Annotated in this window: 24 protein-coding genes; 2 read left to right on the top strand and 22 right to left on the bottom strand. The window is 59.5% G+C overall.

The features are described from left to right. Positions 1 to 4: 4 nt before the first annotated feature. The 7 genes from tolR to cydA all read right to left on the bottom strand — a co-directional run bounded on the left by tolR (position 5) and on the right by cydA (position 4,810). Positions 5 to 433: a colicin uptake protein TolR gene (tolR, locus tag QOL81_RS08725; RefSeq protein ID WP_004939859.1), complete on the bottom strand. Its 429-nt coding sequence runs from the start codon at positions 431 to 433 to the stop codon at positions 5 to 7. A 12-nt stretch (positions 434 to 445) separates the two neighbouring features. Beyond that, on the bottom strand, positions 446 to 1,129 hold the full coding sequence (gene tolQ, locus QOL81_RS08720; protein ID WP_004939862.1) for a Tol-Pal system protein TolQ: 684 nt from the start codon (positions 1,127 to 1,129) through the stop codon (positions 446 to 448). Continuing rightward, positions 1,126 to 1,530, bottom strand: a complete 405-nt coding sequence (gene ybgC / locus QOL81_RS08715; protein WP_025160034.1) for a tol-pal system-associated acyl-CoA thioesterase — start codon at positions 1,528 to 1,530, stop codon at positions 1,126 to 1,128. The genes tolQ and ybgC overlap by 4 nt, the downstream gene beginning before the upstream one ends. 130 nt (positions 1,531 to 1,660) lie before the next feature. Further along, entirely contained in the window at positions 1,661 to 1,957 is a 297-nt protein-coding gene (gene ybgE / locus QOL81_RS08710; RefSeq protein ID WP_038877538.1) for a cyd operon protein YbgE, read from the bottom strand. Next, positions 1,957 to 2,070 carry a cytochrome bd-I oxidase subunit CydX gene (gene cydX, locus QOL81_RS08705; protein ID WP_004939868.1) on the bottom strand — a complete coding sequence of 38 codons (114 nt, stop codon included), beginning with the start codon at positions 2,068 to 2,070 and terminating at the stop codon, positions 1,957 to 1,959. Before cydX ends, ybgE begins: the two co-directional genes overlap by 1 nt. A 17-nt stretch (positions 2,071 to 2,087) precedes the next feature. Next, entirely contained in the window at positions 2,088 to 3,227 is a 1,140-nt protein-coding gene (gene cydB / locus QOL81_RS08700) for a cytochrome d ubiquinol oxidase subunit II (protein ID WP_019454033.1), read from the bottom strand. A 14-nt stretch (positions 3,228 to 3,241) separates the two neighbouring features. Beyond that, complete coding sequence (gene cydA / locus QOL81_RS08695; protein WP_019454034.1) at positions 3,242 to 4,810, bottom strand: cytochrome ubiquinol oxidase subunit I; 1,569 nt, start codon at positions 4,808 to 4,810, stop codon at positions 3,242 to 3,244. Positions 4,811 to 5,493: 683 nt separating this feature from the next. Between cydA and QOL81_RS08690 the strand changes: the two genes are divergently transcribed. Continuing rightward, the gene (locus tag QOL81_RS08690) at positions 5,494 to 7,392 is read left to right on the top strand and encodes a bifunctional metallophosphatase/5'-nucleotidase (RefSeq protein WP_283439783.1); all 1,899 of its coding nucleotides are present in this window, start codon (positions 5,494 to 5,496) and stop codon (positions 7,390 to 7,392) included. 72 nt (positions 7,393 to 7,464) lie between these two features. Here the strand turns inward: QOL81_RS08690 and sucD are convergent, their stop codons facing one another. The 8 genes from sucD to sdhC all read right to left on the bottom strand — a co-directional run bounded on the left by sucD (position 7,465) and on the right by sdhC (position 17,221). After that, a complete protein-coding gene (sucD, locus tag QOL81_RS08685) occupies positions 7,465 to 8,337 on the bottom strand; it encodes a succinate--CoA ligase subunit alpha (RefSeq protein WP_004939878.1) in 873 nt (290 codons plus the stop codon). Next, positions 8,337 to 9,503: an ADP-forming succinate--CoA ligase subunit beta gene (gene sucC, locus QOL81_RS08680; protein ID WP_283439782.1), complete on the bottom strand. Its 1,167-nt coding sequence runs from the start codon at positions 9,501 to 9,503 to the stop codon at positions 8,337 to 8,339. The genes sucD and sucC overlap by 1 nt, the downstream gene beginning before the upstream one ends. A 122-nt stretch (positions 9,504 to 9,625) precedes the next feature. Beyond that, positions 9,626 to 10,843 (bottom strand): 2-oxoglutarate dehydrogenase complex dihydrolipoyllysine-residue succinyltransferase, encoded by a 1,218-nt coding sequence (gene odhB, locus QOL81_RS08675; RefSeq protein ID WP_033637469.1) that lies wholly within the window; start codon positions 10,841 to 10,843, stop codon positions 9,626 to 9,628. Positions 10,844 to 10,907: 64 nt separating this feature from the next. After that, on the bottom strand, positions 10,908 to 13,715 hold the full coding sequence (gene sucA, locus QOL81_RS08670; protein ID WP_004939884.1) for a 2-oxoglutarate dehydrogenase E1 component: 2,808 nt from the start codon (positions 13,713 to 13,715) through the stop codon (positions 10,908 to 10,910). A 275-nt stretch (positions 13,716 to 13,990) separates the two neighbouring features. After that, positions 13,991 to 14,707, bottom strand: a complete 717-nt coding sequence (locus tag QOL81_RS08665) for a succinate dehydrogenase iron-sulfur subunit (RefSeq protein ID WP_004939885.1) — start codon at positions 14,705 to 14,707, stop codon at positions 13,991 to 13,993. A gap of 16 nt (positions 14,708 to 14,723) precedes the next feature. Continuing rightward, positions 14,724 to 16,490 carry a succinate dehydrogenase flavoprotein subunit gene (gene sdhA, locus QOL81_RS08660; protein ID WP_015376974.1) on the bottom strand — a complete coding sequence of 589 codons (1,767 nt, stop codon included), beginning with the start codon at positions 16,488 to 16,490 and terminating at the stop codon, positions 14,724 to 14,726. Further along, positions 16,491 to 16,838, bottom strand: coding sequence for a succinate dehydrogenase membrane anchor subunit (gene sdhD / locus QOL81_RS08655; RefSeq protein WP_004939891.1), 348 nt, complete (start codon positions 16,836 to 16,838; stop codon positions 16,491 to 16,493). Continuing rightward, on the bottom strand, positions 16,832 to 17,221 hold the full coding sequence (sdhC, locus tag QOL81_RS08650) for a succinate dehydrogenase cytochrome b556 subunit (protein WP_004939893.1): 390 nt from the start codon (positions 17,219 to 17,221) through the stop codon (positions 16,832 to 16,834). The genes sdhD and sdhC overlap by 7 nt, the downstream gene beginning before the upstream one ends. A gap of 730 nt (positions 17,222 to 17,951) precedes the next feature. Between sdhC and QOL81_RS08645 the strand changes: the two genes are divergently transcribed. After that, positions 17,952 to 19,244, top strand: coding sequence for a citrate synthase (locus tag QOL81_RS08645; RefSeq protein WP_016928730.1), 1,293 nt, complete (start codon positions 17,952 to 17,954; stop codon positions 19,242 to 19,244). 57 nt (positions 19,245 to 19,301) lie between these two features. Here QOL81_RS08645 and nei read toward each other — a convergent pair whose 3' ends face one another. The 7 genes from nei to pxpB all read right to left on the bottom strand — a co-directional run bounded on the left by nei (position 19,302) and on the right by pxpB (position 24,922). Beyond that, complete coding sequence (nei, locus tag QOL81_RS08640; RefSeq protein WP_102984127.1) at positions 19,302 to 20,093, bottom strand: endonuclease VIII; 792 nt, start codon at positions 20,091 to 20,093, stop codon at positions 19,302 to 19,304. A gap of 53 nt (positions 20,094 to 20,146) precedes the next feature. Continuing rightward, positions 20,147 to 20,791: a pyroglutamyl-peptidase I gene (pcp, locus tag QOL81_RS08635; protein WP_060423632.1), complete on the bottom strand. Its 645-nt coding sequence runs from the start codon at positions 20,789 to 20,791 to the stop codon at positions 20,147 to 20,149. Positions 20,792 to 20,799: 8 nt separating this feature from the next. Next, positions 20,800 to 21,819: a DUF979 domain-containing protein gene (locus QOL81_RS08630; protein WP_016928733.1), complete on the bottom strand. Its 1,020-nt coding sequence runs from the start codon at positions 21,817 to 21,819 to the stop codon at positions 20,800 to 20,802. Then, a complete protein-coding gene (locus QOL81_RS08625; RefSeq protein ID WP_060423630.1) occupies positions 21,816 to 22,547 on the bottom strand; it encodes a DUF969 domain-containing protein in 732 nt (243 codons plus the stop codon). The genes QOL81_RS08630 and QOL81_RS08625 overlap by 4 nt, the downstream gene beginning before the upstream one ends. A gap of 62 nt (positions 22,548 to 22,609) precedes the next feature. Next, positions 22,610 to 23,350: a 5-oxoprolinase subunit PxpA gene (gene pxpA, locus QOL81_RS08620; RefSeq protein ID WP_060423628.1), complete on the bottom strand. Its 741-nt coding sequence runs from the start codon at positions 23,348 to 23,350 to the stop codon at positions 22,610 to 22,612. Continuing rightward, positions 23,340 to 24,272 carry a 5-oxoprolinase subunit PxpC gene (gene pxpC / locus QOL81_RS08615; RefSeq protein WP_107227286.1) on the bottom strand — a complete coding sequence of 311 codons (933 nt, stop codon included), beginning with the start codon at positions 24,270 to 24,272 and terminating at the stop codon, positions 23,340 to 23,342. The genes pxpA and pxpC overlap by 11 nt, the downstream gene beginning before the upstream one ends. Then, positions 24,266 to 24,922 carry a 5-oxoprolinase subunit PxpB gene (gene pxpB, locus QOL81_RS08610; RefSeq protein WP_004939909.1) on the bottom strand — a complete coding sequence of 219 codons (657 nt, stop codon included), beginning with the start codon at positions 24,920 to 24,922 and terminating at the stop codon, positions 24,266 to 24,268. Before pxpB ends, pxpC begins: the two co-directional genes overlap by 7 nt. Between the last annotated feature and the right edge of the window lie 96 nt (positions 24,923 to 25,018).

Here is a 25,018-nt window from a genome sequence, read left to right as displayed (position 1 = left end):
ACGGTCAGATCGGCTGGGTCATCAGCCCCACGGAAGCCACGCCCGCCTGATGGAGAATATTCAATGCCTTGATAATCTCATCGTAAGGGACTTCCTTCGCACCGCCGATCAAAAAGACCGTTTTCGGGTTAGCTGCCAAACGCGACTTGGCTTCGGCCGCGACTTGCTCAGGCGGCAGCAGCTCCATACGGTTGTGATCCACCACCAGGGTGTATTGACCTACGCCGGAAACCTCGAGGATCACCGGCGGATTGTCATCGCTGGACACCGTTTTGGAATCGGTGGCGTCCGGCAGGTCAACCTCCACGCTCTGCGTGATGATTGGCGCGGTTGCCATAAAGATCAGCAGCAGCACCAGCAACACGTCGAGCAGCGGAACGATGTTAATTTCGGACTTCAGCTCGCGCCGACTACGTCCACGTACTCTCGCCATGCTACCTCCTACTTATTTGCTGTCGCTGGAGAAGGCCTGACGATGCAGAATAGCGGTGAACTCTTCCATAAAGTTGTCGTAATTCTGCTCAAGCTTGTTGACGCGCTGGTTGAGACGGTTATAGGCCATTACCGCCGGGATGGCGGCGAACAGACCGATCGCGGTGGCGATCAGCGCTTCGGCGATACCCGGCGCCACCATCTGCAGCGTGGCTTGCTTCACCGCGCCCAGCGCGATAAAGGCGTGCATGATCCCCCACACGGTGCCGAACAGGCCGATATACGGGCTGATCGAACCGACGGTGCCGAGGAACGGAATATGGGTTTCCAGCGTTTCCAGCTCGCGGTTCATCGAAATACGCATCGCGCGCGACGCCCCTTCGATCACCGACTCCGGCGCATGGTTGTTGGCGCGGTGCAGGCGGGCGAACTCTTTGAACCCGGAATGGAAGATCTGCTCGGAACCGGTCAGGCTATCGCGACGCGCCTGACTTTCCTGGTACAGACGGGAAAGCTCGATACCGGACCAGAATTTGTCTTCAAAGGCTTCGGCGTCACGCGTCGCCGCATTGAGGATGCGGGTGCGCTGAATGATGATCGCCCAAGAGGCTACCGAGAAGCATATCAAAATCAACATGATAAGCTTAACCAGCAGGCTCGCCTTCAAGAATAAATCTAGGATGTTCATGTCAGTCACTGCTTAAACTCCGCGACAATAGACTTAGGAAGCGCTCTTGGCTTCATTTGGTGTGGATCAATACAGGCAATCAGGACATCTGCCTGGCTCAGTAGGGCCCCGTCAGAATTGACAATGCGTTGAGCAAACGTGAGAGAAGCCCCGCGCAGACAGGTGATTTCGCTCTGGACCTCCAGTTGCTCGTCGAGACGAGCCGGAGCCAGATAATCCACCGTCATGCGCCGGACGACAAAAGCGACTTGTTCACTGAGCAGCTGCTGTTGATGAAAGTTGTGCTGACGCAGCATCTCTGTGCGCGCTCTTTCAAAAAAGGCGACGTAGCGGGCGTGATAGACCACACCACTGGCATCGGTATCCTCGTAGTAAACGCGAACCGGCCATCGAAACAACGTATTACTCACTCTACTTCCCAGCAATGCAATTTAACGCTGCTACTATACGCAAGACGGATCGGGTTGGGAATGGGTTACAAGATGGGAATGAAAATAATTATGGGCCGTGAGGGCCCATAACGTGGGGACATCAGGGAGATTATAAAGAAACGTAAAGTAATCCTGCGCACAGGATCACAATTGCGGGAAGTGGCGCGAAAAAGGCGCGCCAGATGCTGCGCTGCGGGCGGAATCCGAAGCCGTGGATCACCCCGGCGCACACCGCCCAAATCAGCAACAGCCCTTCCCAAATCTCCAGCGAGCTGGTTTTGGCGGCGAAACGCGTCGGATCCCAGAACACGCACCCCGCCAAAATCAACGCCAGCACCAGGGAAAGGGCCCGGATCGGGCCCTTGTCGGTGACAGCGTACAGCTTGTCAATCACGGACGAGCTCATCACTTACCATCTTGCTGAGCTTTGGTTGCTTCGCTCTGCTCAAGCGCCAGCGCCGTGATGATGCCGAAGGCGCAGGCAAGAAGCGTTCCGAGAATCCAGGCAAAATACCACATGGTTTAGCTCCTTATCCTTAGTACAGCGAATGCTTGTTGTTTTCGATGTAGTTCTTGTCAAGGCGACCGAACATTTTGTAGTACGACCAGCTGGTGTACGCCAAAACGATAGGCACGAAGATCGCCGCCACGACGGTCATCACTTTCAGCGTCAACAGGCTCGACGTCGCGTCCCACATGGTCAGGCTGACGTTAGGCACGGTGCTGGACGGCATCACGAACGGGAACATGGTGACCCCGGCGGTGAGGATGACGCAGGCGATGGTCAGCGACGAGGTGACGAACGCCAGTGCGCCTTTCTCCAGACGCGAGAACAGGATGGTGAACAACGGCAGCACCACGCCCAGCGCAGGCAACGCCCACAGCAGCGGGTACTTGTTGAAGTTGATCAGCCAGGCCCCGGCCTGATGCGCCACTTCTTTACGCATCGGGTTGGATTCCGCCAGGGTGTCCAGCGCCGACGTCACGACGAAGCCGTCGATGCCTTTCACCAGCCATACGCCCGCCAGCAGGAAGCACACCGCCATGATCAGCGTCGCGATCTGCGCCGCAGCGCGTGAACGCAGGTGGATCTCGCCGGTGGTGCGCATTTGCAGGTAGGTCGCCCCCTGGGTAACCAGCATGGTCAGGCTGACCACGCCCGCCAACAGACCGAACGGATTCAGCAGTTGGAAGAAGTTACCGGTGTAGAACAGGCGCATGTACTCGTCCATGTGGAACGGCACGCCCTGCAGCAGGTTGCCGAACGCCACGCCGAATACCACGGCAGGCACGAAGGAGCCGATGAAGATGCCCCAGTCCCACATGTTGCGCCAGCGGCTGCTCTCCAGCTTGGAACGGTAGTCGAAACCGACCGGGCGGAAGAACAAGGCGGCCAGCACCAGGATCATGGCGACGTAGAAGCCGGAGAAGGCCGCTGCGTAGACCATCGGCCAGGCGGCGAACAGCGCGCCGCCGGCGGTGATCAGCCACACCTGGTTACCGTCCCAGTGCGGGGCGATGGAGTTGATCATCACCCGGCGCTCGGTATCGGTTTTCCCGATGATGCGCACCAGAATGCCGACGCCCATGTCGAAACCGTCGGTGACGGCGAAGCCGATCAGCAGTACGCCAACCAGGACCCACCAAATAAATCGCAGTACTTCATAGTCAAACATACGTGGACTCCTGTTTAGCGCGCTTCCTGCACGGCGGCAGTCGGTTGTTCAAAGTGATAGCGGCCGGTTTTCAGGCTGCTTGGACCCAGACGCGCAAACTTGAACATCAGGTACAATTCAGCCACCAGGAACAGGGTGTACAAGCCGCAGATCAGCCCCATCGAGAACAGAATGTCGCCCGCGGTCAGCGAAGAGTTGGCGACCGCCGTCGGCAGCACCTCACCAATCGCCCACGGTTGACGGCCGTATTCCGCCACGAACCAACCGGACTCGATCGCGATCCAAGGCAGCGGCAAACCGTACAGCGCCGCGCGGTGCAGCCATTTTTTCTGGCCGATGCGGCCGCGGATCACGTTCCAGAACGACAGGCCGATGATCAGCAGCATGATCACGCCACAGGCCACCATGATGCGGAAGGCGAAGTACAGCGGCGCCACGCGCGGAATGGAGTCCTTGGTCGCCAGCTGGATCTGCGCTTCCGTCGCGTCGGTGACGTTCGGGGTATAGCGCTTCAGCAGCATGCCGTAGCCCAGGTCTTGCTTGGTTTTATTGAATTCGGCGCGCACCGCAGGATCGGTGTTGCCGCCGCGCAGCTCTTCCAGCAGCTGGTAGGCTTTCATCCCGTTGCGGATACGCACTTCATGCTGCGCCATAAGATCTTTCAGGCCGGTGACCTGAGTGTCCGTGGAGCGGGTGGCGATCAGGCCAAGCGCATACGGGATCTGAATAGAGAAGGAGTTTTCCATCTTGTCCTGATCGGGAATGCCGAACAGGGTGAAGGACGCCGGCGCCGGCTGGGTGTCCCATTCCGCTTCGATAGCGGCCAGTTTGGTTTTCTGCACGTCGCCCATTTCGTAGCCGGATTCATCACCCAGAACGATAACGGACAGAATGGCAGCCATACCGAAGCTGGCAGCGATGGCGAAGGAGCGCTTGGCGAAGGCGATGTCGCGGCCTTTCAGCAGGTAGTAGGAGCTGATGCCCAGAACGAACATCGCGCCACAGGTGTAGCCGGAAGCCACGGTGTGAACGAATTTCACCTGCGCAACCGGGTTAAGCACCAGTTCGGAGAAGCTGACCATCTCCATGCGCATGGTTTCGAAGTTGAAATCCGAAGCGATCGGGTTCTGCATCCAGCCGTTAGCGACCAGGATCCACAGCGCGGACAGGTTGGAGCCGAGGGCCACGAACCAGGTTACCGCCATGTGCTGCACCTTGCTCAGACGATCCCAGCCGAAGAAGAACAGGCCGACCAGCGTCGATTCAAGGAAGAACGCCATCAGACCTTCGATAGCCAGAGGGGCCCCGAAGATATCGCCGACGTAGTGAGAGAAATACGACCAGTTAGTCCCGAACTGGAACTCCATGGTCAAACCGGTGGCCACACCCAGAGCAAAGTTAATCGCAAATAACTTTCCCCAGAATTTGGTCATGTCTTTATAGATTTGTTTGCCAGACAGGACATATACCGTTTCCATAATTGCCAGCAAGAACGCCATACCGAGCGTTAATGGGACAAATAAGAAATGGTACATCGCCGTTAAAGCAAACTGTAAGCGCGACAGTTCGACAATATCAAACATCTTGACTCCTTGCTCCTCGCAGGAAGACTCCGACACGCGGTTATCGGCACGCCTCTTTCAAAGCCGCCAGTAACGCCCCGCAGTGAATGCCCTTAAACACAACAAATTTGATCCAGCTTCTCCGCTTTCAACCGCACACTCGGCCAATAGCCCCACGGGCCGCCGACAAGCACGCCACTGAAAACCGACAACGGGTAACAAATGCAACAAGATCAACCATCCATAATCACAACATGGATGATACTCGCCCAATCCCACACAATAAATAGGTTTTTACGTGACGTGGGTTAGACTTTTGGTTACAGGTCAAATCTTAGCCGAAAGAGGTACTTCGGGCTAATTTGATCTGAGACAATTTAAGCCTATCCGCATCTTATTTCCATATTCATCAGCACATTTCGCATAATTTTCTTAGGGTCATGTTGCGCAATGGTTTAATTGTTTTTTAATGATATTTTTGTGTTAAATAAATGTAATTTAAAAGGGCCGCCATTGTATTATTACGCGCTTATTATGCGACATAATTAACCTTTTATTTCCAATAAGCCGTGACAGTGATAGCAGTCACAAAACAACAAATCTCTCTCCAATATTAGTCTATTTCTCGCGATGGGATCGTAAAGGTTGCGATTTTGTAGCAAAATGACCACTTATGTTAAAATTGCATTGAGTGACAATAACTTATGAAAAAAATCATCTTTGCCTCTGTCTTGGGACTCTCGGGAAACGCCATGGCCGCCGAAACGGTAAATATCACCCTGCTGGGCACCTCCGATCTGCACGGCACCTTCGTGCCCTGGGACTACGCCAGCGACACGGAAAATCTGGCGGGCAGCCTGAGCCAGATAGCCACCCAGGTCAAAAAAGTGCGGGCCGAGCAGCCCAACCTGATCCTGGTGGACGCCGGCGACACCATTCAGGGCAACTTCGTCGAAACTTTCAAGCATGAGGCCGTCAGCCCGATGATGCTGGGCCTCAACGCGCTCAATTACGATGTCTGGGTGATGGGCAACCACGAGTTCGACTTCGGCCTGCCGGTGCTGGCCACCCCGCTCAAGCAGTTCAAGGGCGCGGCGCTGGCGGGCAATATCGTCTGGGACAACGGCAAGCCCTATCTGCCCGCCTACACCATCGTCGAACGCCAGGGCGTGAAGATCGGCATTATCGGCATGGACACGCCGATGACCGCGGAATTCGCCAAGGGCACCGATCGCATCAAAGGGCTGAACTTCACCGATCCGGTGCAGGCGGTGAAACAGGTCATCAGGCAAATCGACGGCCAGGTCGACGCCATCGTGCTGGTGGCGCATATGGGCATCGACAACGAAAATCAGCGTCCCGGCACCGGCGTAGCCGACATAGCCAACGCCAACCCGGAGCTCGCGGCGATCGTCGCCGGCCATATGCATGTGAAGATCGACAAAGCGGTGGTTAACGGCGTCATCATCACCGAGCCGGATAAATACGGCCGCGCGCTGTCGCGCATCGATCTGCAGTTTGAGCGCCGCGACGGCAAGTTCACGCTGATCGACAAAAACAGCTACACCTACTCCATCAAGGGGATGACGCCGGACAGCGCCATGCAAGCGCTCTACCAGCCGTACCATGACATTCTGCGCGCCAACGCCAACCGGGTCGTGGCGAAGCTGAGCGGCAGCGATCTGGTGCCCGCCGACGAATTCCGCGGCATTCCCCAGGTACACGTGCAGGATACCGGCATCGGCGCGCTGTTCCAGCAGGCCGCCCGCCACTATGCGCCGCTGGCGCAGGTGATCGCCCTGCAGATCGACAACGATCGCGCCAAGCTGGACGTCGGCGACATCAAGGCCAAGGACATCGCCTTTAACTACCAATACGCCGGCGGTGAGATCACCGTGTATCAGCTCAACGGCAAAGCGCTTAAACGCTACATGGAGTGGTCCGCCGACTATTTCAATCAGCTGCAGCCTGGCGATGTCACCTACAGCTTTAACCCGGCGCGGCGATCGTCCAAATATTCCACCAATGATTTCTTCGACGGCGTCACTTACACCATCGACCTGCGCCAACCTGCCGGCTCGCGCATCGTCGACCTGCGCCTGGCGGACGGCACGCCGGTCACCGACGATATGCCGATCCGCCTGGGCATGAACAGTTACCGTATGGGCCACCTGACGCAAAAGGGTGGTGCGCTGGAGGGGCAATCCTTCCCGGTGCTGTTCGACAGCAAAGCGCAATACGGTGAAGAAGAAGGCACTATTCGCCACCTGACTCTGCGCTACCTGACGGAGGTGAAACACGGCCACTATCAGGGCGTGCCGCCGCAGCGCTGGAAGCTGATCGGCATGGAGGGGTACGAACCGCAGCGGGCGATCGTCAAACAGCTGCTCAATGAAGGCGTTATCCAGGTACCGACCACCGACGACGGCCGCTACACCAACGTCGCCTCGATCAACGTCAAAGACGCGCTGTTCCGCAACGCCGACGATTACCGCGCCACCCTCACCTCGCTGGAGCAACAGCGCCAAGCCGCTACGGATCCGGTGCAACAGCGCCGCCTGCAGGATCGGATCGCGCTGATCAAGGCACTCAACGATTTCTGATCTTCACCCATAAAAAAGGCCACCCAATGGGTGGCCAAACATGTCGAGATATTGTTATTTCGTACTAAATTCTTAGCGCTTCAGCACCGCTTTTACCGCGTCGCCGATGTCTGCCAGGCTGCGAACGGTTTTCACGCCCGCGGCTTCCAGCGCAGCAAACTTCTCGTCCGCCGTGCCTTTGCCGCCTGCGATGATGGCGCCCGCGTGGCCCATACGCTTGCCTTTCGGCGCGGTCACGCCGGCGATGTAGCCGACAACCGGTTTGGTGACGTGTTCTTTGATGTAAGCTGCCGCTTCTTCTTCAGCGCTGCCGCCGATCTCACCGATCATCACGATCGCTTCGGTCTGCGGATCCTGCTGGAACATCTTCAGGATATCGATGAAGTTGGAGCCCGGGATCGGGTCGCCGCCGATGCCCACGCAGGTAGACTGGCCCAGACCGGCATCGGTGGTTTGTTTCACCGCTTCATAGGTCAGGGTACCGGAGCGGGAAACGATGCCCACTTTGCCCGGCAGGTGGATGTGGCCAGGCATGATGCCGATTTTGCACTCGCCTGGGGTGATCACGCCAGGGCAGTTCGGCCCGATCATGCGCACGCCGGCTTCGTCCAGCTTCACTTTCACGGTCAGCATGTCCAGGGTCGGGATGCCTTCGGTGATGGTGATGATCAGTTTGATGCCGGCATCGATCGCTTCCAGGATGGAGTCTTTGCAGAACGGCGCTGGAACGTAGATGACCGAGGCCGTCGCACCGGTCGCTTCAACCGCTTCGCGCACGGTGTTGAACACCGGCAGGCCCAGGTGCTGAGTGCCGCCTTTGCCCGGGGTTACGCCGCCAACCATTTTGGTGCCGTAAGCGATAGCTTGTTCGGAGTGGAAAGTCCCCTGGCTACCGGTGAAGCCCTGGCAAATTACTTTGGTGTTCTTATCGATTAAAATGGACATTATTTACCCTCCACTGCTGCAACAACTTGCTGAGCCGCATCAGTCAGGCTGGTCGCAGCAATGATATTCAGGCCGCTGTCCGCCAGTTTCTTGGCGCCCAGTTCGGCGTTGTTCCCTTCCAGGCGCACTACGACCGGGACGTTAACGCCCACTTCGGCCACTGCGCCGATGATGCCGTCGGCGATCAGATCGCAACGTACGATACCACCGAAGATGTTAACCAGAACCGCTTTCACCTTGTCGTCGGACAGGATGATTTTGAACGCTTCGGTCACGCGCTCTTTGGTCGCGCCGCCGCCTACGTCCAGGAAGTTGGCCGGTTCGCCGCCGTGCAGTTTAACGATGTCCATGGTGCCCATCGCCAGACCGGCGCCGTTAACCATGCAGCCGATGTTGCCGTCGAGGGCAACGTAGTTCAGCTCCCACTGAGCCGCACGGGATTCGCGATCGTCTTCCTGGGAAGGGTCACGCATTTCACGCAGTTCCGGCTGGCGGAACAGGGCGTTGCCGTCGGCGCCCAGTTTGCCGTCCAGGCATACCAGATCGCCCTGCTTGGTGATCACCAGCGGGTTGATCTCAACCATCGCCAGGTCGCGCTCCAGGAACAGCGTCGCCAGGCCCATGAAGATCTTGGCGAACTGGCTGACTTGCTTACCGGTCAGGCCCAGTTTGAAGGCCAGCTCACGGCCCTGATAAGGCTGTGGACCCGCCAGCGGATCGATGGTCATTTTGTGGATCAGTTCAGGGGTTTCTTCCGCCACCTTCTCGATTTCCACGCCGCCTTCGGTAGACGCCATGAACACCACGCGACGGGTAGAACGATCCACTACCGCGCCCAGGTACAGCTCTTTATCGATGTCGGTCGCCGCTTCTACCAGGATCTGGTGAACCGGCTGGCCCAGCGCGTCAGTCTGGTAAGTCACCAGACGCTTGCCCAACCAGGCTTCCGCGAAGGCACGGATATCTTCTTTGCTGTTGACGACTTTAACGCCGCCCGCTTTACCGCGGCCGCCAGCATGAACCTGACATTTCACCACCCACGGGCCGGAGCCGATTTTGGATGCGGCTTCTTCTGCTTCACGCGGAGTGGTACAGGCGTAACCGGTTGGTGCCGGCATGCCATACCGAGCAAACAGCTGTTTTGCCTGATATTCGTGTAAATTCATGATGTTCTATCCATTCAGTTCTGAAGGTTTTTAGCCGGACCATTATTACGCGGTAAACCGCATGGTTTTCCGGCCACATAGCACAGAGTGCGGGCGCGGCATGCCGCGCCCGGCAAGGGTTACTAGACGTCCAGCAGCAGACGAGCCGGATCTTCCAGCATCTCTTTGACCGTCACCAAATAACCGACGGATTCTTTACCGTCGATCAGGCGGTGGTCATAAGACAGCGCCAGATACATCATCGGCTGGATCACCACCTGACCATTGACCGCCATTGGGCGATCTTTGATGGCGTGCATGCCCAGGATGGCGCTCTGCGGCGGGTTAATGATCGGGGTGGACATCAGGGAGCCGAATACGCCGCCGTTGGTAATGGTGAAGTTACCGCCGGTCAGCTCTTCCACGGTCAGTTTGCCGTCGCGGCCCTTAACGGCCAGCTCTTTGATTTTCTTCTCGATGTCAGCCATGCTCATGGCGTCTACATCGCGCAATACCGGCGTCACCAGGCCGCGCGGGGTCGAAACCGCGATGCTGATGTCGAAGTAGTTGTGGTAAACCACGTCGGAACCGTCGATCGACGCGTTCACTTCCGGGAAACGCTTCAGCGCTTCAACCACCGCCTTGATGTAGAAGGACATGAAGCCCAGACGCACGCCGTGGCGCTTCTCGAAGGCTTCGCCGTACTGCTTGCGCAGGTCCATGATCGGCTGCATGTTGATTTCGTTGAAGGTGGTCAGCATCGCGGTGCTGTTCTTCGCTTCCAGCAGACGCTCGGCGACGCGTTTGCGCAGGCGGGTCATCGGCACGCGTTTTTCGCTGCGGCCGGCCAGAGCAGGCTGCGGTGCGGCTTCAGCGGCGGCGGCCGGTTTGGCAGCGGCGCCGCCTTTGGCCAGGTGCGCTTCCACGTCTTCACGCGTGATGCGGCCACCCACGCCGGTGCCCTTGATGGCGCCGGCATCGAGATCGTGTTCGGCGATCAGGCGACGAATCGCCGGGCTGAGCGCGTCATTGCTTTCTTCTTCCAGGCTCGCGGTAGCGCGCTGGGCAGGCGTGGCTTCTTTCTCTTGGCTCTTCTCGGCGGTCGGCTTGCCGGAGCTGTCGCCCGGACGGATGCGGCCGAGCAGCTGGCGAGACAGCACGGTCGCGCCCTCTTCTTCCACGATAGCATCGAGAATGCCCGCTTCACTGGCCGGCACTTCCAACACGACTTTGTCGGTTTCGATTTCAACCAGGACTTCATCACGCTGCACGCTGTCGCCCGGTTTTTTGTGCCAGGTGGCTACGGTCGCATCGGCAACCGATTCAGGAAGGTCAGGAACCAGAATATCTACGCTACTCATTTAGCTTTCCCTTAAGTTTTTTATCATCTGCTTGCCGGCCCCTCGGCCGGCAAGCGAGCGAACATTAGTCAATATTCAGCGCGTCGTTCACCAGAGCCTGCTGCTGCTTCTGGTGTACGGACATATAGCCCACCGCCGGAGAAGCGGAGGCCGGACGTCCTGCGTAACGTAAAGAAGCCCCGAACGGTACCACTTCACGGAAGTTGTGTTGGCTGCAGTACCAGGCGCCCTGGTTCAGCGGCTCTTCCTGACACCAGACGAAATCATGCACGTGCGAGTATTGTTCCAGCACGGCCTGCACGGCCTGATGCGGGAACGGATACAGCTGCTCGATACGCACGATGGCCACGTCTTTTTGCTCGTTCTTGCGACGCTGTTCCAGCAGGTCGTAGTAGACCTTACCGGAGCACAGCACGACGCGCTTGACCGCTTTCGGATCCAAGTCGTCGATCTCGCCGATCGCCGGCAGGAAGGTGCCGTTGGCCAGTTCGTCCAGCGAAGAAATCGCCAGCGGGTGACGCAGCAGCGACTTCGGCGACATCACCACCAGCGGACGGCGCATACCGCGCAGCGCCTGACGACGCAGCATATGGTAAACCTGCGCCGGCGTGGACGGGACGCACACCTGCATGTTCTGCTCTGCGCACAGCTGCAGATAGCGTTCCAGACGCGCGGAAGAGTGCTCTGGGCCCTGGCCTTCATAGCCGTGCGGCAGCAGCATCACCAGGCCGCACATACGGCCCCATTTTTGCTCGCCGGAGCTGATGAACTGGTCGATAACGACCTGCGCGCCGTTAGCGAAGTCGCCGAACTGCGCTTCCCAGATGGTCAGCGTGCGCGGTTCCGCCGTCGCGTAGCCGTATTCGAACGCCAGCACCGCTTCTTCGGACAGCACGGAGTCCCAGACCTTGAATTCGCCCTGGCCGCTGTGGATGTTCGCCAGCGGAACGTAGACGGAACCGTTTTTCTGGTTGTGCACCACCGCGTGGCGGTGGAAGAAGGTACCGCGGCCGGCGTCTTCGCCGGAGATGCGGATTGGAATGCCTTCATCCGCCATGGTCGCGTAGGCCAGCGTTTCGGCGGCGCCCCAGTCGAACGGCTTGTTGCCCGCCGCCATCTCGGCGCGGTCCGCGTAGATTTTCGCCACGCGCGACTGCATTTCGATCGCTTCCGGCACGGTGCTGATGCGGCGGCCCAGCTCCTGCAGGCGCTTCATCTCAACCTTGCTCGGGTACTCTTCGTCCCACTCGTGGTTCAGGTACGGAGACCAGGTGAAGGAGTGCAGGTTCATCGGACGCCACTCTTCAACCACGCAATCGCCGCGGTCGAGCGCGTCGCGGTACAGGTTGACCATTTCCGTGGCATCTTCCAGGCTGGCCACTTTCTGCTCGGTCAGAACGTCAGCGTAGATTTTGCGCGGCGTAGGGTGTTTCTTGATCTTCTGATACATCACCGGCTGGGTGGCGCTCGGCTCGTCGGCCTCGTTGTGCCCATGGCGACGGTAGCAGACCAGATCGATCATCACGTCACGCTTAAAGGTGTTACGGAAATCCAACGCCAGGCGGGTGACAAAGGCCACGGCCTCCGGATCGTCCGCGTTAACGTGGAAGATCGGCGACTGAACCATTTTGGCGATGTCGGTGCAGTATTCGGTAGAGCGCGCATCCAGCGGGTTGGAGGTGGTGAAACCAACCTGGTTGTTGATGACGATACGCACGGTGCCGCCCACTTCGTAGCCGCGAGCCTGAGACATGTTCAGGGTTTCCTGAACCACGCCCTGGCCGGTGATGGCGGCGTCGCCGTGAATGGTGATCGGCAGCACCATGTTGCTGCGCGCTTCATCCAGACGATCGCGACGGGCGCGAACCGAGCCCATGACCACCGGGCTGACGATCTCCAGGTGCGACGGGTTGAACGCCAGCGCCAGGTGAACCATGCCGCCTTCGGTTTCCACGTCGGAGGAGAAGCCCTGGTGATATTTCACGTCACCGGTGCCGAGGTGTTCTTTATGCTTGCCGGCGAATTCGTCGAACAGGTCGGCCGGCTTTTTGCCCAGCACGTTGATCAGCACGTTCAGACGGCCGCGGTGGGCCATGCCCAACACCACTTCGCGCGTGCCGTTCTTACCGGCGTGGCGCACCATCTCTTTCAGCATCGGCACCAGCGCGTCGCCGCCTTCCAGCGAGAAGCGTTTAGCGCCCGGGAATTTGGCGCCCAGGTAACGTTCCAGGCCTTCCGCCGCGGTCAGCTCGTTCAGGAAACGGCGTTTTTCGTCGGCGGTAAAGCTGGCGCGCCCCACCACCGACTCGATGCGCTGTTGGATCCAGCGTTTCTCTTCGGTGTTGGTGATGTGCATGTACTCAGCACCGATCGACCCGCAATAGGTCTGCTTCAGCGCGGCGTACAGATCGCCCAGCTTCATGGTTTCTTTGCCGATGGCGAAAGAGCCCACGTTGAAGGTTTCCTGGAAATCGGCTTCGGTCAGGTTGTGGTAAGCGGGATCAAGGTCAGGAACTTGCTCGCGCTGCCACAGGCCGAGCGGATCGAGGTTGGCATGCTGATGCCCGCGGAAGCGGAAGGCGTTGATCAGCTGCAGTACCTTGACCTGTTTGGCGTCGGTTTCCGGATCGGTGATGGTGGTGTTATAGCGCGCGGAGTCTTTCGCCAGGCGGCGGAAGTAATCGCGCGTTTGAGAGTGAAGCTGATCGGGTTTGACACCCGCGGTTGGTAGCTGTTGAAAAATGGAACGCCAGCTATCTTCAACGGAACCCGGATCGGTTAAGAAGTCTTCATAGAGCTGCTCTATGTAAGACTGGTTCGCGCCCGCCAGATAGGAGGAATCCAGCCAGGCCTTCATTGCGCCGTTCTGCATCATGATCCCTTAAGCTTTGAAGCTTTAGTTTTCGCCGTGGTTAACATAATTACCGTGATGAATACGGTTTGCCGTAAAACGGTTCACTCGACGTACTTGCGGCCATGACGGCCCGATACGTTCTGTTATGGACCTTGCGGTCCCTTACAAGGAACCTCTAAAAACCGGCGGAAGAACCAGGCTGCATAGCGCCGCAGCCGCGGGTCAGTTTTTAGAGGTTCCCTCCCCTATGGGATGTGCGCCGGAAAAGAGCCCGGCGCAGCATCTCATTCCGTTTATGCGCCGCGTTGCAGCAGCATGGACTTGATATGCCCGATCGCACGCGTCGGGTTCAAGCCTTTAGGACATACACTGACACAATTCATAATGCTATGGCAGCGGAAAACACTAAAAGCGTCGTCCAGATCATCTAAACGTTCTTGCGTTTCCGTGTCACGGCTGTCGATCAGGAAGCGATACGCCGCCAACAGACCGGCAGGCCCGATGAACTTGTCCGGGTTCCACCAGAACGATGGGCAAGAGGTCGAGCAGCAGGCGCACAGAATGCACTCGTACAGACCGTCCAGCTTGGCGCGCTGCTCCGGCGACTGCAGGTGCTCGCGCGCCGGCGGGTTCTTGCCGTCGTTCAGCAGGTATGGCTTGATCTTTTCATACTGGGTGTAGAACTGGCCCATATCCACCACCAGATCGCGCACCACCGGCAGGCCCGGCAGCGGACGGATCACGATCTTGCCGTTGCCTTTGCGCAGCGACGAAATCGGGGTGATGCACGCCAGGCCGTTTTTACCGTTCATGTTCAGGCCATCGGAACCGCACACGCCTTCGCGGCATGAGCGACGGAACGACAGGGTCGGATCTTTTTCTTTCAGCTGGATCAACGCATCCAGCAGCATCATGTCGCGACCTTCTTCCGCTTCCAGGGTGTAGTCCTGCATGTGCGGCGCGTCATCGACATCCGGGTTGTAGCGATAAATGGAAAATTCGAGTTTCATCTGTCGATCTCCGCAATTAGTAAGAACGCACTTTCGGCGGGAATGCCGGGCGCAGCTTCGGTTGCATGTTCACTTCACGACGCGTCATGCTTTCCGATTGCGGCAGATACAGCGAATGGCACAGCCAGTTGGCGTCATCGCGTTCCGGGTAGTCGAAGCGGCTGTGTGCGCCACGGCTCTCGGTACGGAAGTTGGCCGACACGGCGGTGGAATACGCGGTCTCCATCAGGTTATCCAACTCCAGGCACTCGATGCGCTGGGTGTTGAACTCGCTGGAGGTATCGTCCAGGCGTGCGTTCTTCAGACGTTCACGGATCACTTTCAGTTCTTCCAGGCCCTTGGCCATCGCATCGCCTTCGCGGAATACCGAGAAGTTGTGCTGCATGCAAGACTGCAGCGCTTTGCGAATTTCGACCGGGTCTTCGCCGGAACGGGTGTTGTTCCAACGGTTCAGACGATCCAGCGAGGCTTCCACGTCGGAGTCGCTGGCGTCACGGCTCACACCCTGCTCTTCCAGCGATTCCTGCAGGTGCATGCCGGCGGAACGGCCGAACACCACCAGGTCGAGCAGCGAGTTGCCGCCCAAGCGGTTGGCGCCGTGCACCGATACGCAGGCGATTTCGCCCACGGCGAACAGCCCCGGGATCACCACGTCTTCGCCTTTCTCGTTCACGGTCAACGCCTGGCCGGTCACTTTGGTCGGAATGCCGCCCATCATATAGTGACAGGTTGGGATAACCGGGATCGGCTCTTTCACCGGATCGACGTGCGCGAAGGTGCGGGACAGTTCCAGAATGCCCGGCAGACGGGATTCCAGCACCTCTTTACCCAGGTGATCCAGCTTCAGCTTGGCGTGCGGGCCCCAAGGACCGTCGCAGCCGCGGCCTTCGCGGATTTCGATCATGATCGAACGGGCAACCACGTCGCGGCCCGCCAGATCTTTGGCGTTCGGCGCATAACGCTCCATGAAGCGCTCGCCGTGTTTGTTCAGCAGGTAACCGCCTTCGCCGCGGCAGCCTTCGGTCACCAGCACGCCCGCGCCGGCGATGCCGGTCGGGTGGAACTGCCACATTTCCATGTCCTGCACCGGCACGCCGGCGCGCAGCGCCATGCCGACACCGTCGCCGGTGTTGATGTGGGCGTTGGTGGTGGACTGATAAATACGGCCTGCGCCGCCGGTCGCCAGCACGGTGGCCTTGGCTTTGAAGTAAACCACTTCACCGGTTTCGATGCAGATAGCCGTGGTGCCGACCACCGCGCCGTCCTGGTTTTTCACCAGATCAAGCGCATACCACTCGGAGAAGATGGTGGTGTGGTTTTTCAGGTTCTGTTGGTACAGGGTGTGCAGCAGCGCGTGGCCGGTACGGTCGGCTGCGGCTGCGGTACGCGCCGCCTGCTCGCCGCCGAAGTTCAGCGACTGGCCGCCGAACGGGCGCTGGTAGATGCGGCCGTCGTCCAGACGAGAGAACGGCAGGCCCATGTGTTCCAGTTCCAGAATCGCTTCCGGGCCGGTTTTACACATATATTCGATGGCGTCCTGGTCACCGATATAGTCGGAACCTTTCACCGTGTCGTACATATGCCATTCCCAGTTGTCCTCGTGGCTGTTGCCCAGCGCGACGGTGATGCCGCCCTGTGCGGACACGGTATGGGAACGGGTCGGGAAAACTTTGGACAGCAGGGCACAGGTCGAGCCCGCTTGGGAAATTTGCAGCGCGGCACGCATGCCCGCACCGCCGGCGCCGATTACGACGGCATCAAACTCTCTGACTGGCAGTTTCATTTAAGCACCCCACACTACGATTGTTCCGTACAGTAAATAGACCAGCAACGCGACCACGACAGCCAGCTGCAACACCAGGCGAACCGCCAGCGGCTTGACGTAGTCCGTCAGCACCTGCCACAGCCCGATCCAGGCGTGCACCAGAATCGACAGCAAGGTCAGCAGAGTGAACACTTTCGTAATGGAAGTGGCGAAGAAACCTCGCCAGATGTCATAAGTCAGTTCCGGAGCCGTGACGAAGAAGCCCAGGATATACAGGACGTACAGGGTGATGATGATAGCGGAAGCGCGCAGCAGCAGCCAATCGTGCACGCCGTTGCGCCCTAATGCAGAAACGTTGTTTACCATACGAGGACTCCAGCCAGAACTGACAGCACGACGGTCAGACCGATCGCCACCTGGGCGGAACGGGTACCGGCGGCCAAACTCTCTTCGATGTAGCCAAAATCCATTAACAAGTGACGGATGCCACCGCAAATGTGATAGGCCAGCGCCGTGAGGATGCCCCAGAATATGAATTTGACGATGAAGCTATTCATGATGGCGGCCGCCTGCAGGAACCCCTCTTGGGAAGAGAGTGACAGGCCCAGCAGCCAGAGGAGGATACCCACGGCAACGAAGGTAATTACGCCAGAGACTCGGTGTAAGATAGACGCTATCGCAGTTACGGGGAACCGGATCGTTTGCAGATCCAAGTTGACAGGTCGTTGTTTTTTCACGTATTTGCCCACACAGCTCTTATTATTTTCCTTCCTCCGGGCCTGGGCGGGGATCAGACAGCGTTAAGAGCCTAAAACCCTTACACGTCACGCGCTCAAACATCAACATCCTCTGTGCTCAAACGGCGCGCATTTATAACGCTGGGTGCTCCTACTTCAGGGTAATCCGGAGACCTGGCGGCAGTATAGGAGGATCACATTCTGATTACAATTCTCATACAACCGCTTTGATAACATTTCCCCCGAACAGTGATTCAGATCACGGATTTCACAATTAGTGCAAAATTAATTATCTGATTTGACAAGAGATCAACATTTCCATTACATATAGGGGCACAAACGGTCCTATGATGCGCTATGGGTCAGCAGATACACTTCCCCCCGGGTTCGAGTTATGCAACAGTGTATTTGACGAACCTATCCCAATAGCCGTTGTTTCCCGCTCGATTTTGCCGGCGTCAAAAAGCAAATAAAGCAAATAAAAACAGATTATTGGGATAGGTTCACATCTCTTCGAACAGCTCATAGGTAAGATTAACAGACTATAACGAATTACTATGAATCGTTAACAACTGGTCACCCGTCTCGTTCGCCTGGTCAGCACTCTGTACCCTACCCGCGCACAGTTGCGCAGTCGCTCACAGAGTTAGCGTCCGCACCATTTTTTTGCGGGCAACCTGCAGAGATTTAAGGTATTTCAGTTGTTAGTGGTTTTTAAAATAAGGCGCTAAGGAGACAGTAAATGACTGATAAGAAAGCGACGCTAACCATTAACGACAGCGAAGCTCCGATCGAACTGGGCGTATTGACACCGACACTGGGCCCTGATGTCCTCGATGTCCGCGCTCTGGGTTCCAAAGGTTATTTCACATTTGATCCCGGCTTTACCTCCACCGCTTCTTGCGAATCCAAGATTACCTTCATCGACGGCGACAAAGGCGTGCTGCTGCACCGCGGCTTCCCTATCGAGCAGCTGGCGAAAGAATCTTCCTACCTGGAAGTGTGCTACATCCTGCTGTACGGCGAGACCCCAACGCCGGAAGAGTTCGAGACCTTCAAGACCACCGTCACCCGCCACACCATGATCCACGACCAGATCACCCATCTGTTCCGTGGTTTCCGTCGCGACTCGCACCCGATGGCGGTGCTGTGCGGCGTGACCGGCGCGCTGGCGGCGTTCTACCACGATGCGCTGGACGTCAACAACGAGCGTCACCGTGAAATCACCGCGTTCCGCCTGCTGTCTAAAATGCCGACCGTGGCCGCGATGTGCTACAAATATTCCCTGGGCCAGCCGTTCGTTTACCCGCGCAACGATCTGTCCTATGCGGGCAACTTCCTGCACATGATGTTCGCCACCCCGTGCGAAGAGTACGTGGTGAACCCGGTGCTGGAACGCGCCATGGACCGCATTCTGATCCTGCACGCCGACCATGAGCAGAACGCCTCTACCTCTACCGTGCGCACCGCCGGCTCTTCCGGCGCCAACCCGTTCGCCTGCATCGCGGCCGGTATCGCCTCCCTGTGGGGACCGGCGCACGGCGGCGCCAACGAAGCGGCGCTGAAAATGCTGGAAGAGATCAAGACTGTCGAGCACATTCCGGAATTCATCAAGCGCGCCAAGGACAAGAACGACTCCTTCCGCCTGATGGGCTTCGGCCACCGCGTGTACAAGAACTACGATCCGCGCGCTACCGTGATGCGTGAAACCTGTCACGAAGTGCTGAAAGAGCTGAACAAGAAGGACGACAACCTGCTGCAGGTCGCGATGGAGCTGGAACACATCGCGCTGAACGACCCGTACTTCATCGAGAAGAAACTGTACCCGAACGTCGACTTCTACTCCGGCATCATCCTGAAGGCGATGGGTATTCCTTCTTCCATGTTCACCGTGATCTTCGCCATCGCGCGCACCATCGGCTGGATCGCCCACTGGAACGAAATGCACGACGAAGGCATCAAAATTGCCCGTCCGCGTCAGCTGTACACCGGCTATGCCGAACGCGATTTCAAGTCCCAGCTGAAAAACAAGTAAGCCGCTTTCCTGGCTGAAACCGCACAGCGCCGCCCCTTCGGGCGGCGTTTTTTTTGGTTATTTCTGGCAGCCCGGGCACCAATAAAACGGCCGCGACGACAGTTTGGTACGCACGATCATCCCACCGCAGCGTTCGCAGGGCTCGCCGCTGCGATGAAACACCTTGAAGCGAAACAGCGCGCCGTGATGCCGGTTGTCATCCGCCTGCCCGCGCGTCTGGTAGGAAAGGCGCGGCACCGCCAGCAATGCCTCCGCCAGGCGGCGCAGCGCCTCTGGCGTCAGATCCTGCGGTTTGTGCGGCGGCGCCAGTTCGGCCTGCCACAGGATTTCGGCGCGCAGATAATTGCCCAATCCGGCAAGAAACGCCTGGTCGAGCAGCATGCCCCCCAGCTGCCTGCGGCGAAAACGCGGCGTCAGCAACCGCTCCGCCACATCGTCTACCGTCAGCGACATGTCCAACACGTCGGGGCCGATGCGTTGCAAAAACGGGTGTTGCTCTATTTCCTCGCGCGGCCCGACGGTAATGTCGGAAGCGCTGTAAAGCAATATCGCGCTGTGGGCGGTTTCCAGCCGCACCCGCAGATCGCGCTTGGTCTCCGGCGTCTCCCCTGCCGCCGCCACTTTCCACACGCCATACAGCTGGTTGTGGCTGTACATCGTCAGCCCATTGGAGAAATGGGTCAGCAGCGCCTTGCCACGCGGCTCGATGGCGACGATGCGCTCGCCGAGCAGACGCTGGCGATAGTGTTTCAGCTGGGGAAAAGCGAAATCGACGGCGGTCAGCGGCTGATCGATCACCGCCGCCGCCAGTTTGTCCGCCGCCCGGCGAATCTCCGGTCCTTCCGGCATAGACCACTCCTTGCGTAGACCCGGCGCAGCCCGATGCACCGGGGATGACATGATTAATGCGTCGCGCCGCCCACCACTTTCAGATCGTGCTCCACCTGCAAAGCGATGGAAACGGCCAGCTCCAATGCAAACAGCACCGTCGAGGCCGCCATGCTCGGCGCACCGGGGTGCGCCGCCGCCTGTTCCGGCAGGTACGGGATATGGATAAACCCGCCCTTGACCTCGCGCTGGCCGCTCAAACGGTGCAGCAGGCCATACATGACATGGTTGCACACGTAGGTGCCGGCGGTCTGCGAAACGGAGGCCGGAATGCCAGCCTCGCGCATCGAACTGACCATCGCTTTAATCGGCAAGGTGCTGAAATAGGCCGCCGGACCGCCGGCGACGATCGGCTCATCCACCGGTTGCTGCCCCTGATTGTCAGGGATACGCGCGTCGTCGACGTTGATCGCCACCCGTTCAATCGTGATGTCGGTGCGGCCGCCGGCCTGGCCGATAGCCAGCACCATCACCGGCTGCACCTCGTCGATCGCCGCATTGAGCGCGTCCAGCGCCGCGCCGAACACGCACGGCAGCTGGCGCGCCACGATGCGCGCACCGACCAGCTCCATATCATTGAGTTGCTTCACCACTTCCCAGGAGGGGTTGAGGCGCTCGCCGCCAAACGGCTCAAAGCCGGTAATCAATACTTTTTGCATCCTTACTCCTACAGGAACATCAGGAAATACAGCAGGAACACGTTAACCAACAGCAGCAGCACGCCGGTCGGCACCTGCGCCTTGATCACCGCATTCTTGTCCGGCAGCTCCAGCAGCGCCGCCGGCACGATGTTGAAGTTCGCCGCCATCGGCGTCATCAGGGTGCCGCAATAGCCGGAGAACATGCCGATCGCCGCCATCACCGCCGGGTTGCCGCCGTGCTGCAACACCAGGATCGGAATGCCGATGCCGGCGGTAACGATCGGGAAAGCGGCGAAGGCGTTGCCCATCACCATGGTCAGCACCGCCATACCGATAGCGTAGACTGCCACGGCGATAAAGCGGTTATCGACCGCCAGATACTCCTGGGTCAAATGCGAGATCGCGGTGCCGACGCCGGCGACGGTAAACAGCAGCCCCAGCGTGGCGAGGATCTGCGGCAAAATGAACGCCCAGCCGATCGAATCCAGCAGGCGCCGCGCTTCCTGTATCGGCTGCAGGGCCTTCTCATGGGTCATTTTCACCGCGATCGCCAGGCCAATCAGGCAGCCGACGGTCATCGAGAACAGGGTGATCAGCGTCGCGTGGTTACCGCTGCCGAACACCGCGCTTTGCAACGCCGGCACGTTGTTGAACAGCAGCACGCCGATCACCGTCACCACCGGGATCGCCAGGGCGGGGATAAACAGCTTGTTGCCCAGGCGCTTGGCGCTGGCCTCGCGTTCCTGCGGCGTCCGCTGGTGGTAGCTGCCGAGGCGCACACCGCCGAAGCCGGCAATCAGGGCCATCACCACCACCACCCCGCCAACGATGATGTGCAGCATGCGTTTTTCGTTGCTACCTTCGCCCAGTACGTCGCCCAGCAGGCGGTAAGTCCAGTCGCCGACCAGGAACACCAGGCCGTACAGCCCCCAAAACAGCCCGGTGGTGATGCGGCGCGGGTTGGCGCGATCGCGGAAGGACATCACCGCCACAATCAGCAGCACCGCGCCGGCCAGCCAGTAGAGATATTGTTGCTGGAAGTTCATCGTGCCTCCCCCTTCGCCTGCAGCGCCGCCTGATTCAGCTGCGCCAGCTCGGCGCTCAGCTGCTTATCCATCCGATACAGCCGGAACGCGTGGATCAGGAAAGCGAAAATCGCGGTCGGAATCCCCCACAGCGCGATATGCAGCGGCTCGGTCTGAATGCCGCCGGACTCCAGCATAAAGTTGTGCATGAAGATGATCGCGCCGAAGGCGACGAAGATATCCTCACCGAAGAACAGCCCGACGTTGTCGGTCGCGGCCGACATGGCGCGCAGACGGTGGCGCGTGCGCTCCGGCAGCTCGCCGTAGCGGTTTTCCGTTGCCCCTTCCGCCATCGGCGCCAGCAGCGGCCGCACCATCTGCGGATGCCCGCCCAGGCTGGTCAGCCCCATCGCTGCGGTAATCTCGCGCACGAACAGGTATACGATCAGCAAACGGCCGGCGGTGGCGCTTTTGATCTTGGCGATCCACGCCTGCGCCCGCTCTTTCAGCCCGTGGCGCTCCAGCAGGCCGATCACCGCCAGCGGCAGCAGCAGGATCAGCGGCAGGTTACGGGTGTTGAGAAAGCCCTCGCCGAGCTTTTCCAGAATGGCGTCCAGCGGCATCAGCGCCGCCAAACCGGTGATGATACCGGCGGCGATCACCACCAGCACCGGGTTGAAACGCAATACAAACCCGACCACGATGGCGGCGATGCCGATCAGTGGCCAGAGATTCACGGCCTGTTCCATAGTCTTCCCTCGATATTTTCTAATAGTTTTTTGCTTGTGATGTTGTGTCTTGCTTTATTGCTTTACTGCTCCGCGCTGACGCGGATGCCCTGCTGAACAAAACTGTCCCGCAGCTTGCGCGCATACGCCAGCGCATGCTCGCCGTCCCCATGCAGGCAGACGGTTTCCGCCTGAACGGCGGTCCAGACGCCATCCACGCTGCGCACCCGGTGATGGCGCACCATCTCCAGGGTTTGCGCCAGCGCCTGTTCGTCATCGTCGATCAACGCCCCCGGCAAACCGCGCGGCACCAGCGTGCCGTCGGCCTGATAGCCGCGATCGGCGAATACCTCCTGCCGGGTGGTCAGACCGAGTTGTTCCCCGGCGCGGATCAGCTCGCTGCCGGCCAGCCCCACCAGCCGCAGCGCCGGATCGACCGCCTGCACCGCCCGGGCGATCGCTTCCGCCAGCGCCGGCTCAACCGCCGCCTGGTTGTACAGCATGCCGTGCGGCTTAACGTGCACCATCACCCCGCCCTCGGCACGGGCGATGGCCGCCAGCGCCCCGAGCTGATACACCACCTGCGCGTAGACCGTTTCCGGCGGCAGCTGCATGCGGGTGCGGCCGAAGTTCTCCCGATCGGGAAAACTCGGGTGAGCGCCGATCGCCACGCCGTACTGCAATGCCCAGCGCACCGACTGACGCATGGTCTGCGCATCGCCGGCGTGAAAGCCGCAGGCGATGTTGGCCGAACTCACCAATTGCAACAGCGCCTGGTCGTTGGCGCAGCCTTCGCCGAGATCGGCGTTCAAATCAACGATCATGTAACCCCCAGGCAATCTGTCGAAGGAAGAGATCCTGCTCGGCTTTGGCGCGCTGCGCCTCCGTCAGTGAGCAGAGAACGAAGTGGATCGGTTCGCCGAGACGGATCTGCGCCAAGTGGTAGAGATCGGCCTCGATCACGCAGGCGATACGCGGGTAACCGCCGGTGGTTTGCGCATCGGCCATCAGCACGATCGGCTGGCCGTTGTGCGGCACCTGCACCACGCCGGGCAGCAGGCCGTGCGACAGCATCTCGCGGTCGGTGGTGCGCTCCAGCGGCGTGCCGCCATGCAGGCGGTAGCCCATGCGGTTGCTCTGCGGGCTGAGCTGCCAGGCGGTGCGCCAGAACGTGTCCTGCGCCTCTTCGCTGAATTCGGCGTACTCCGGCCCCGGCAGCGCGCGGATGCGGTTGGTGAACAGCAGCTGCTTCACGCCGCTGCGGTGTTGCGGCAGCGCGGTGGATTTGCCCAGCGGCAGCCGATCGCCGTCCTTCAGGTTACGGCCTTCGTGGCCGCCAAAGGCGGCTTTCATGTCGGTGCTGCACGAGCCCAGCATTTCCGGCACGGCGATGCCGCCCGAGATCGCCAGGTAGCTGCGCATGCCGCGTTTCGGCGTGCCCAGCGCCAGCCGCTGCCCCTTTTTCACCGGGTAGCGCCAGCCGGTCCACAGCGGCTTGCCGTCCAGCTGCGCGTCGCAGCCGGCGCCGGTCAGGGCGATCCAGCCAGGGCGGGTAAACTCGGCGCTGAACTGGCCGAGGGTGATCTCCAGCCCGGCGGCCTCAGGCGCATTGCCCACCAGCAGGTTGGCGATCTTCAACGCCGGTTGATCCAGCGCCCCGCCGGTGCTGATGCCCAGGCGGCGGAATCCCTCGCGGCCCAAATCCTGCACCGTGGTATAGATGCCGGCACGCAGAATAATCAGCATACGCCCTCCTTCTGCGGCACGAAGCGCACGTTATCGCCCGGGCGCAGCAGCGTCGGCGGCATTTCATGCGGATTGAACAGCGCCAGCGGCGTGCGGCCAATCAGCTGCCAGCCGCCGGGTGTCACCAGCGGATAGATGCCGGTCTGGCCGCCGCCGATGCCGACGGAGCCGGCCGCCACCGCCAGACGCGGCTCAGCGCGGCGCGGCGTCGCCAGTTGTTCCGGCATGCCGCCCAAATAGGAGAAACCCGGCTGAAAGCCGAGGAAATAGACCACGTAGGCCGCCGCCGCGTGGCATTCCACCACCTGCCGCGGCGTCATGCCTGTATGGCGCGCCACTTCATCCAGATCGGGGCCTTGCTCCCCGCCGTAGACCACCGGAATATCCACCTGGCGCGATTCCGGCGTCAGGCTCTCTTTGCTTTCCCAACCTTGCTGCAGCAATGCGAGCATCGCTTCGGCGTCGGCCTGCGGCGTATGCAGCAACAGCGTCAGGTTATTCATTCCCGGCACCACTTCCCGCACGTCGGGGTGGTGATTCAGCTTTTCCGCCAGCGCCCAGATGCGCTGCTGGCTCGGTAAGGTCACCGGCGGCGACAGTTCAAGCACTACCGCTCTCTCACCCAACAGGTAATAACGTGCTTGTTGCACCCTTATTCTCCTTATTATTATCGCGATGAAAAACACACCAGTTATGCGTGACGCGGCCCCGGCTGTCAATAGAACGCAACCATAAGGAAAATAAGG

The sequence above is a fragment of the Serratia sp. CC22-02 genome, from assembly GCF_900182895.1.
GTDB lineage: Bacteria > Pseudomonadota > Gammaproteobacteria > Enterobacterales > Enterobacteriaceae > Serratia > Serratia nevei.
Note: the sequence above shows the minus strand (reverse complement) of the source record. Positions and strands in the feature narration are given on the sequence as shown.

Coding starts and splice junctions, on each gene's coding strand:
- sucA (WP_004939884.1), bottom strand. CDS start 13,715: ATGCAGAACGGCGCAATGAAGGCCTGGCTGGATTCCTCCTATCTGGCG.
- ybgE (WP_038877538.1), bottom strand. CDS start 1,957: ATGAGCTCGTCCGTGATTGACAAGCTGTACGCTGTCACCGACAAGGGC.
- QOL81_RS08625 (WP_060423630.1), bottom strand. CDS start 22,547: ATGGAACAGGCCGTGAATCTCTGGCCACTGATCGGCATCGCCGCCATC.
- nei (WP_102984127.1), bottom strand. CDS start 20,093: ATGCCGGAAGGACCGGAGATTCGCCGGGCGGCGGACAAACTGGCGGCG.
- QOL81_RS08630 (WP_016928733.1), bottom strand. CDS start 21,819: ATGAACTTCCAGCAACAATATCTCTACTGGCTGGCCGGCGCGGTGCTG.
- sdhD (WP_004939891.1), bottom strand. CDS start 16,838: ATGGTAAACAACGTTTCTGCATTAGGGCGCAACGGCGTGCACGATTGG.
- odhB (WP_033637469.1), bottom strand. CDS start 10,843: ATGAGTAGCGTAGATATTCTGGTTCCTGACCTTCCTGAATCGGTTGCC.
- pcp (WP_060423632.1), bottom strand. CDS start 20,791: ATGCAAAAAGTATTGATTACCGGCTTTGAGCCGTTTGGCGGCGAGCGC.
- cydX (WP_004939868.1), bottom strand. CDS start 2,070: ATGTGGTATTTTGCCTGGATTCTCGGAACGCTTCTTGCCTGCGCCTTC.
- QOL81_RS08665 (WP_004939885.1), bottom strand. CDS start 14,707: ATGAAACTCGAATTTTCCATTTATCGCTACAACCCGGATGTCGATGAC.
- tolR (WP_004939859.1), bottom strand. CDS start 433: ATGGCGAGAGTACGTGGACGTAGTCGGCGCGAGCTGAAGTCCGAAATT.
- sdhA (WP_015376974.1), bottom strand. CDS start 16,490: ATGAAACTGCCAGTCAGAGAGTTTGATGCCGTCGTAATCGGCGCCGGC.
- cydA (WP_019454034.1), bottom strand. CDS start 4,810: ATGTTTGATATTGTCGAACTGTCGCGCTTACAGTTTGCTTTAACGGCG.
- pxpA (WP_060423628.1), bottom strand. CDS start 23,350: ATGATCGTTGATTTGAACGCCGATCTCGGCGAAGGCTGCGCCAACGAC.
- pxpC (WP_107227286.1), bottom strand. CDS start 24,272: ATGCTGATTATTCTGCGTGCCGGCATCTATACCACGGTGCAGGATTTG.
- QOL81_RS08690 (WP_283439783.1), top strand. CDS start 5,494: ATGAAAAAAATCATCTTTGCCTCTGTCTTGGGACTCTCGGGAAACGCC.
- QOL81_RS08645 (WP_016928730.1), top strand. CDS start 17,952: ATGACTGATAAGAAAGCGACGCTAACCATTAACGACAGCGAAGCTCCG.
- sucD (WP_004939878.1), bottom strand. CDS start 8,337: ATGTCCATTTTAATCGATAAGAACACCAAAGTAATTTGCCAGGGCTTC.
- sucC (WP_283439782.1), bottom strand. CDS start 9,503: ATGAATTTACACGAATATCAGGCAAAACAGCTGTTTGCTCGGTATGGC.
- cydB (WP_019454033.1), bottom strand. CDS start 3,227: ATGTTTGACTATGAAGTACTGCGATTTATTTGGTGGGTCCTGGTTGGC.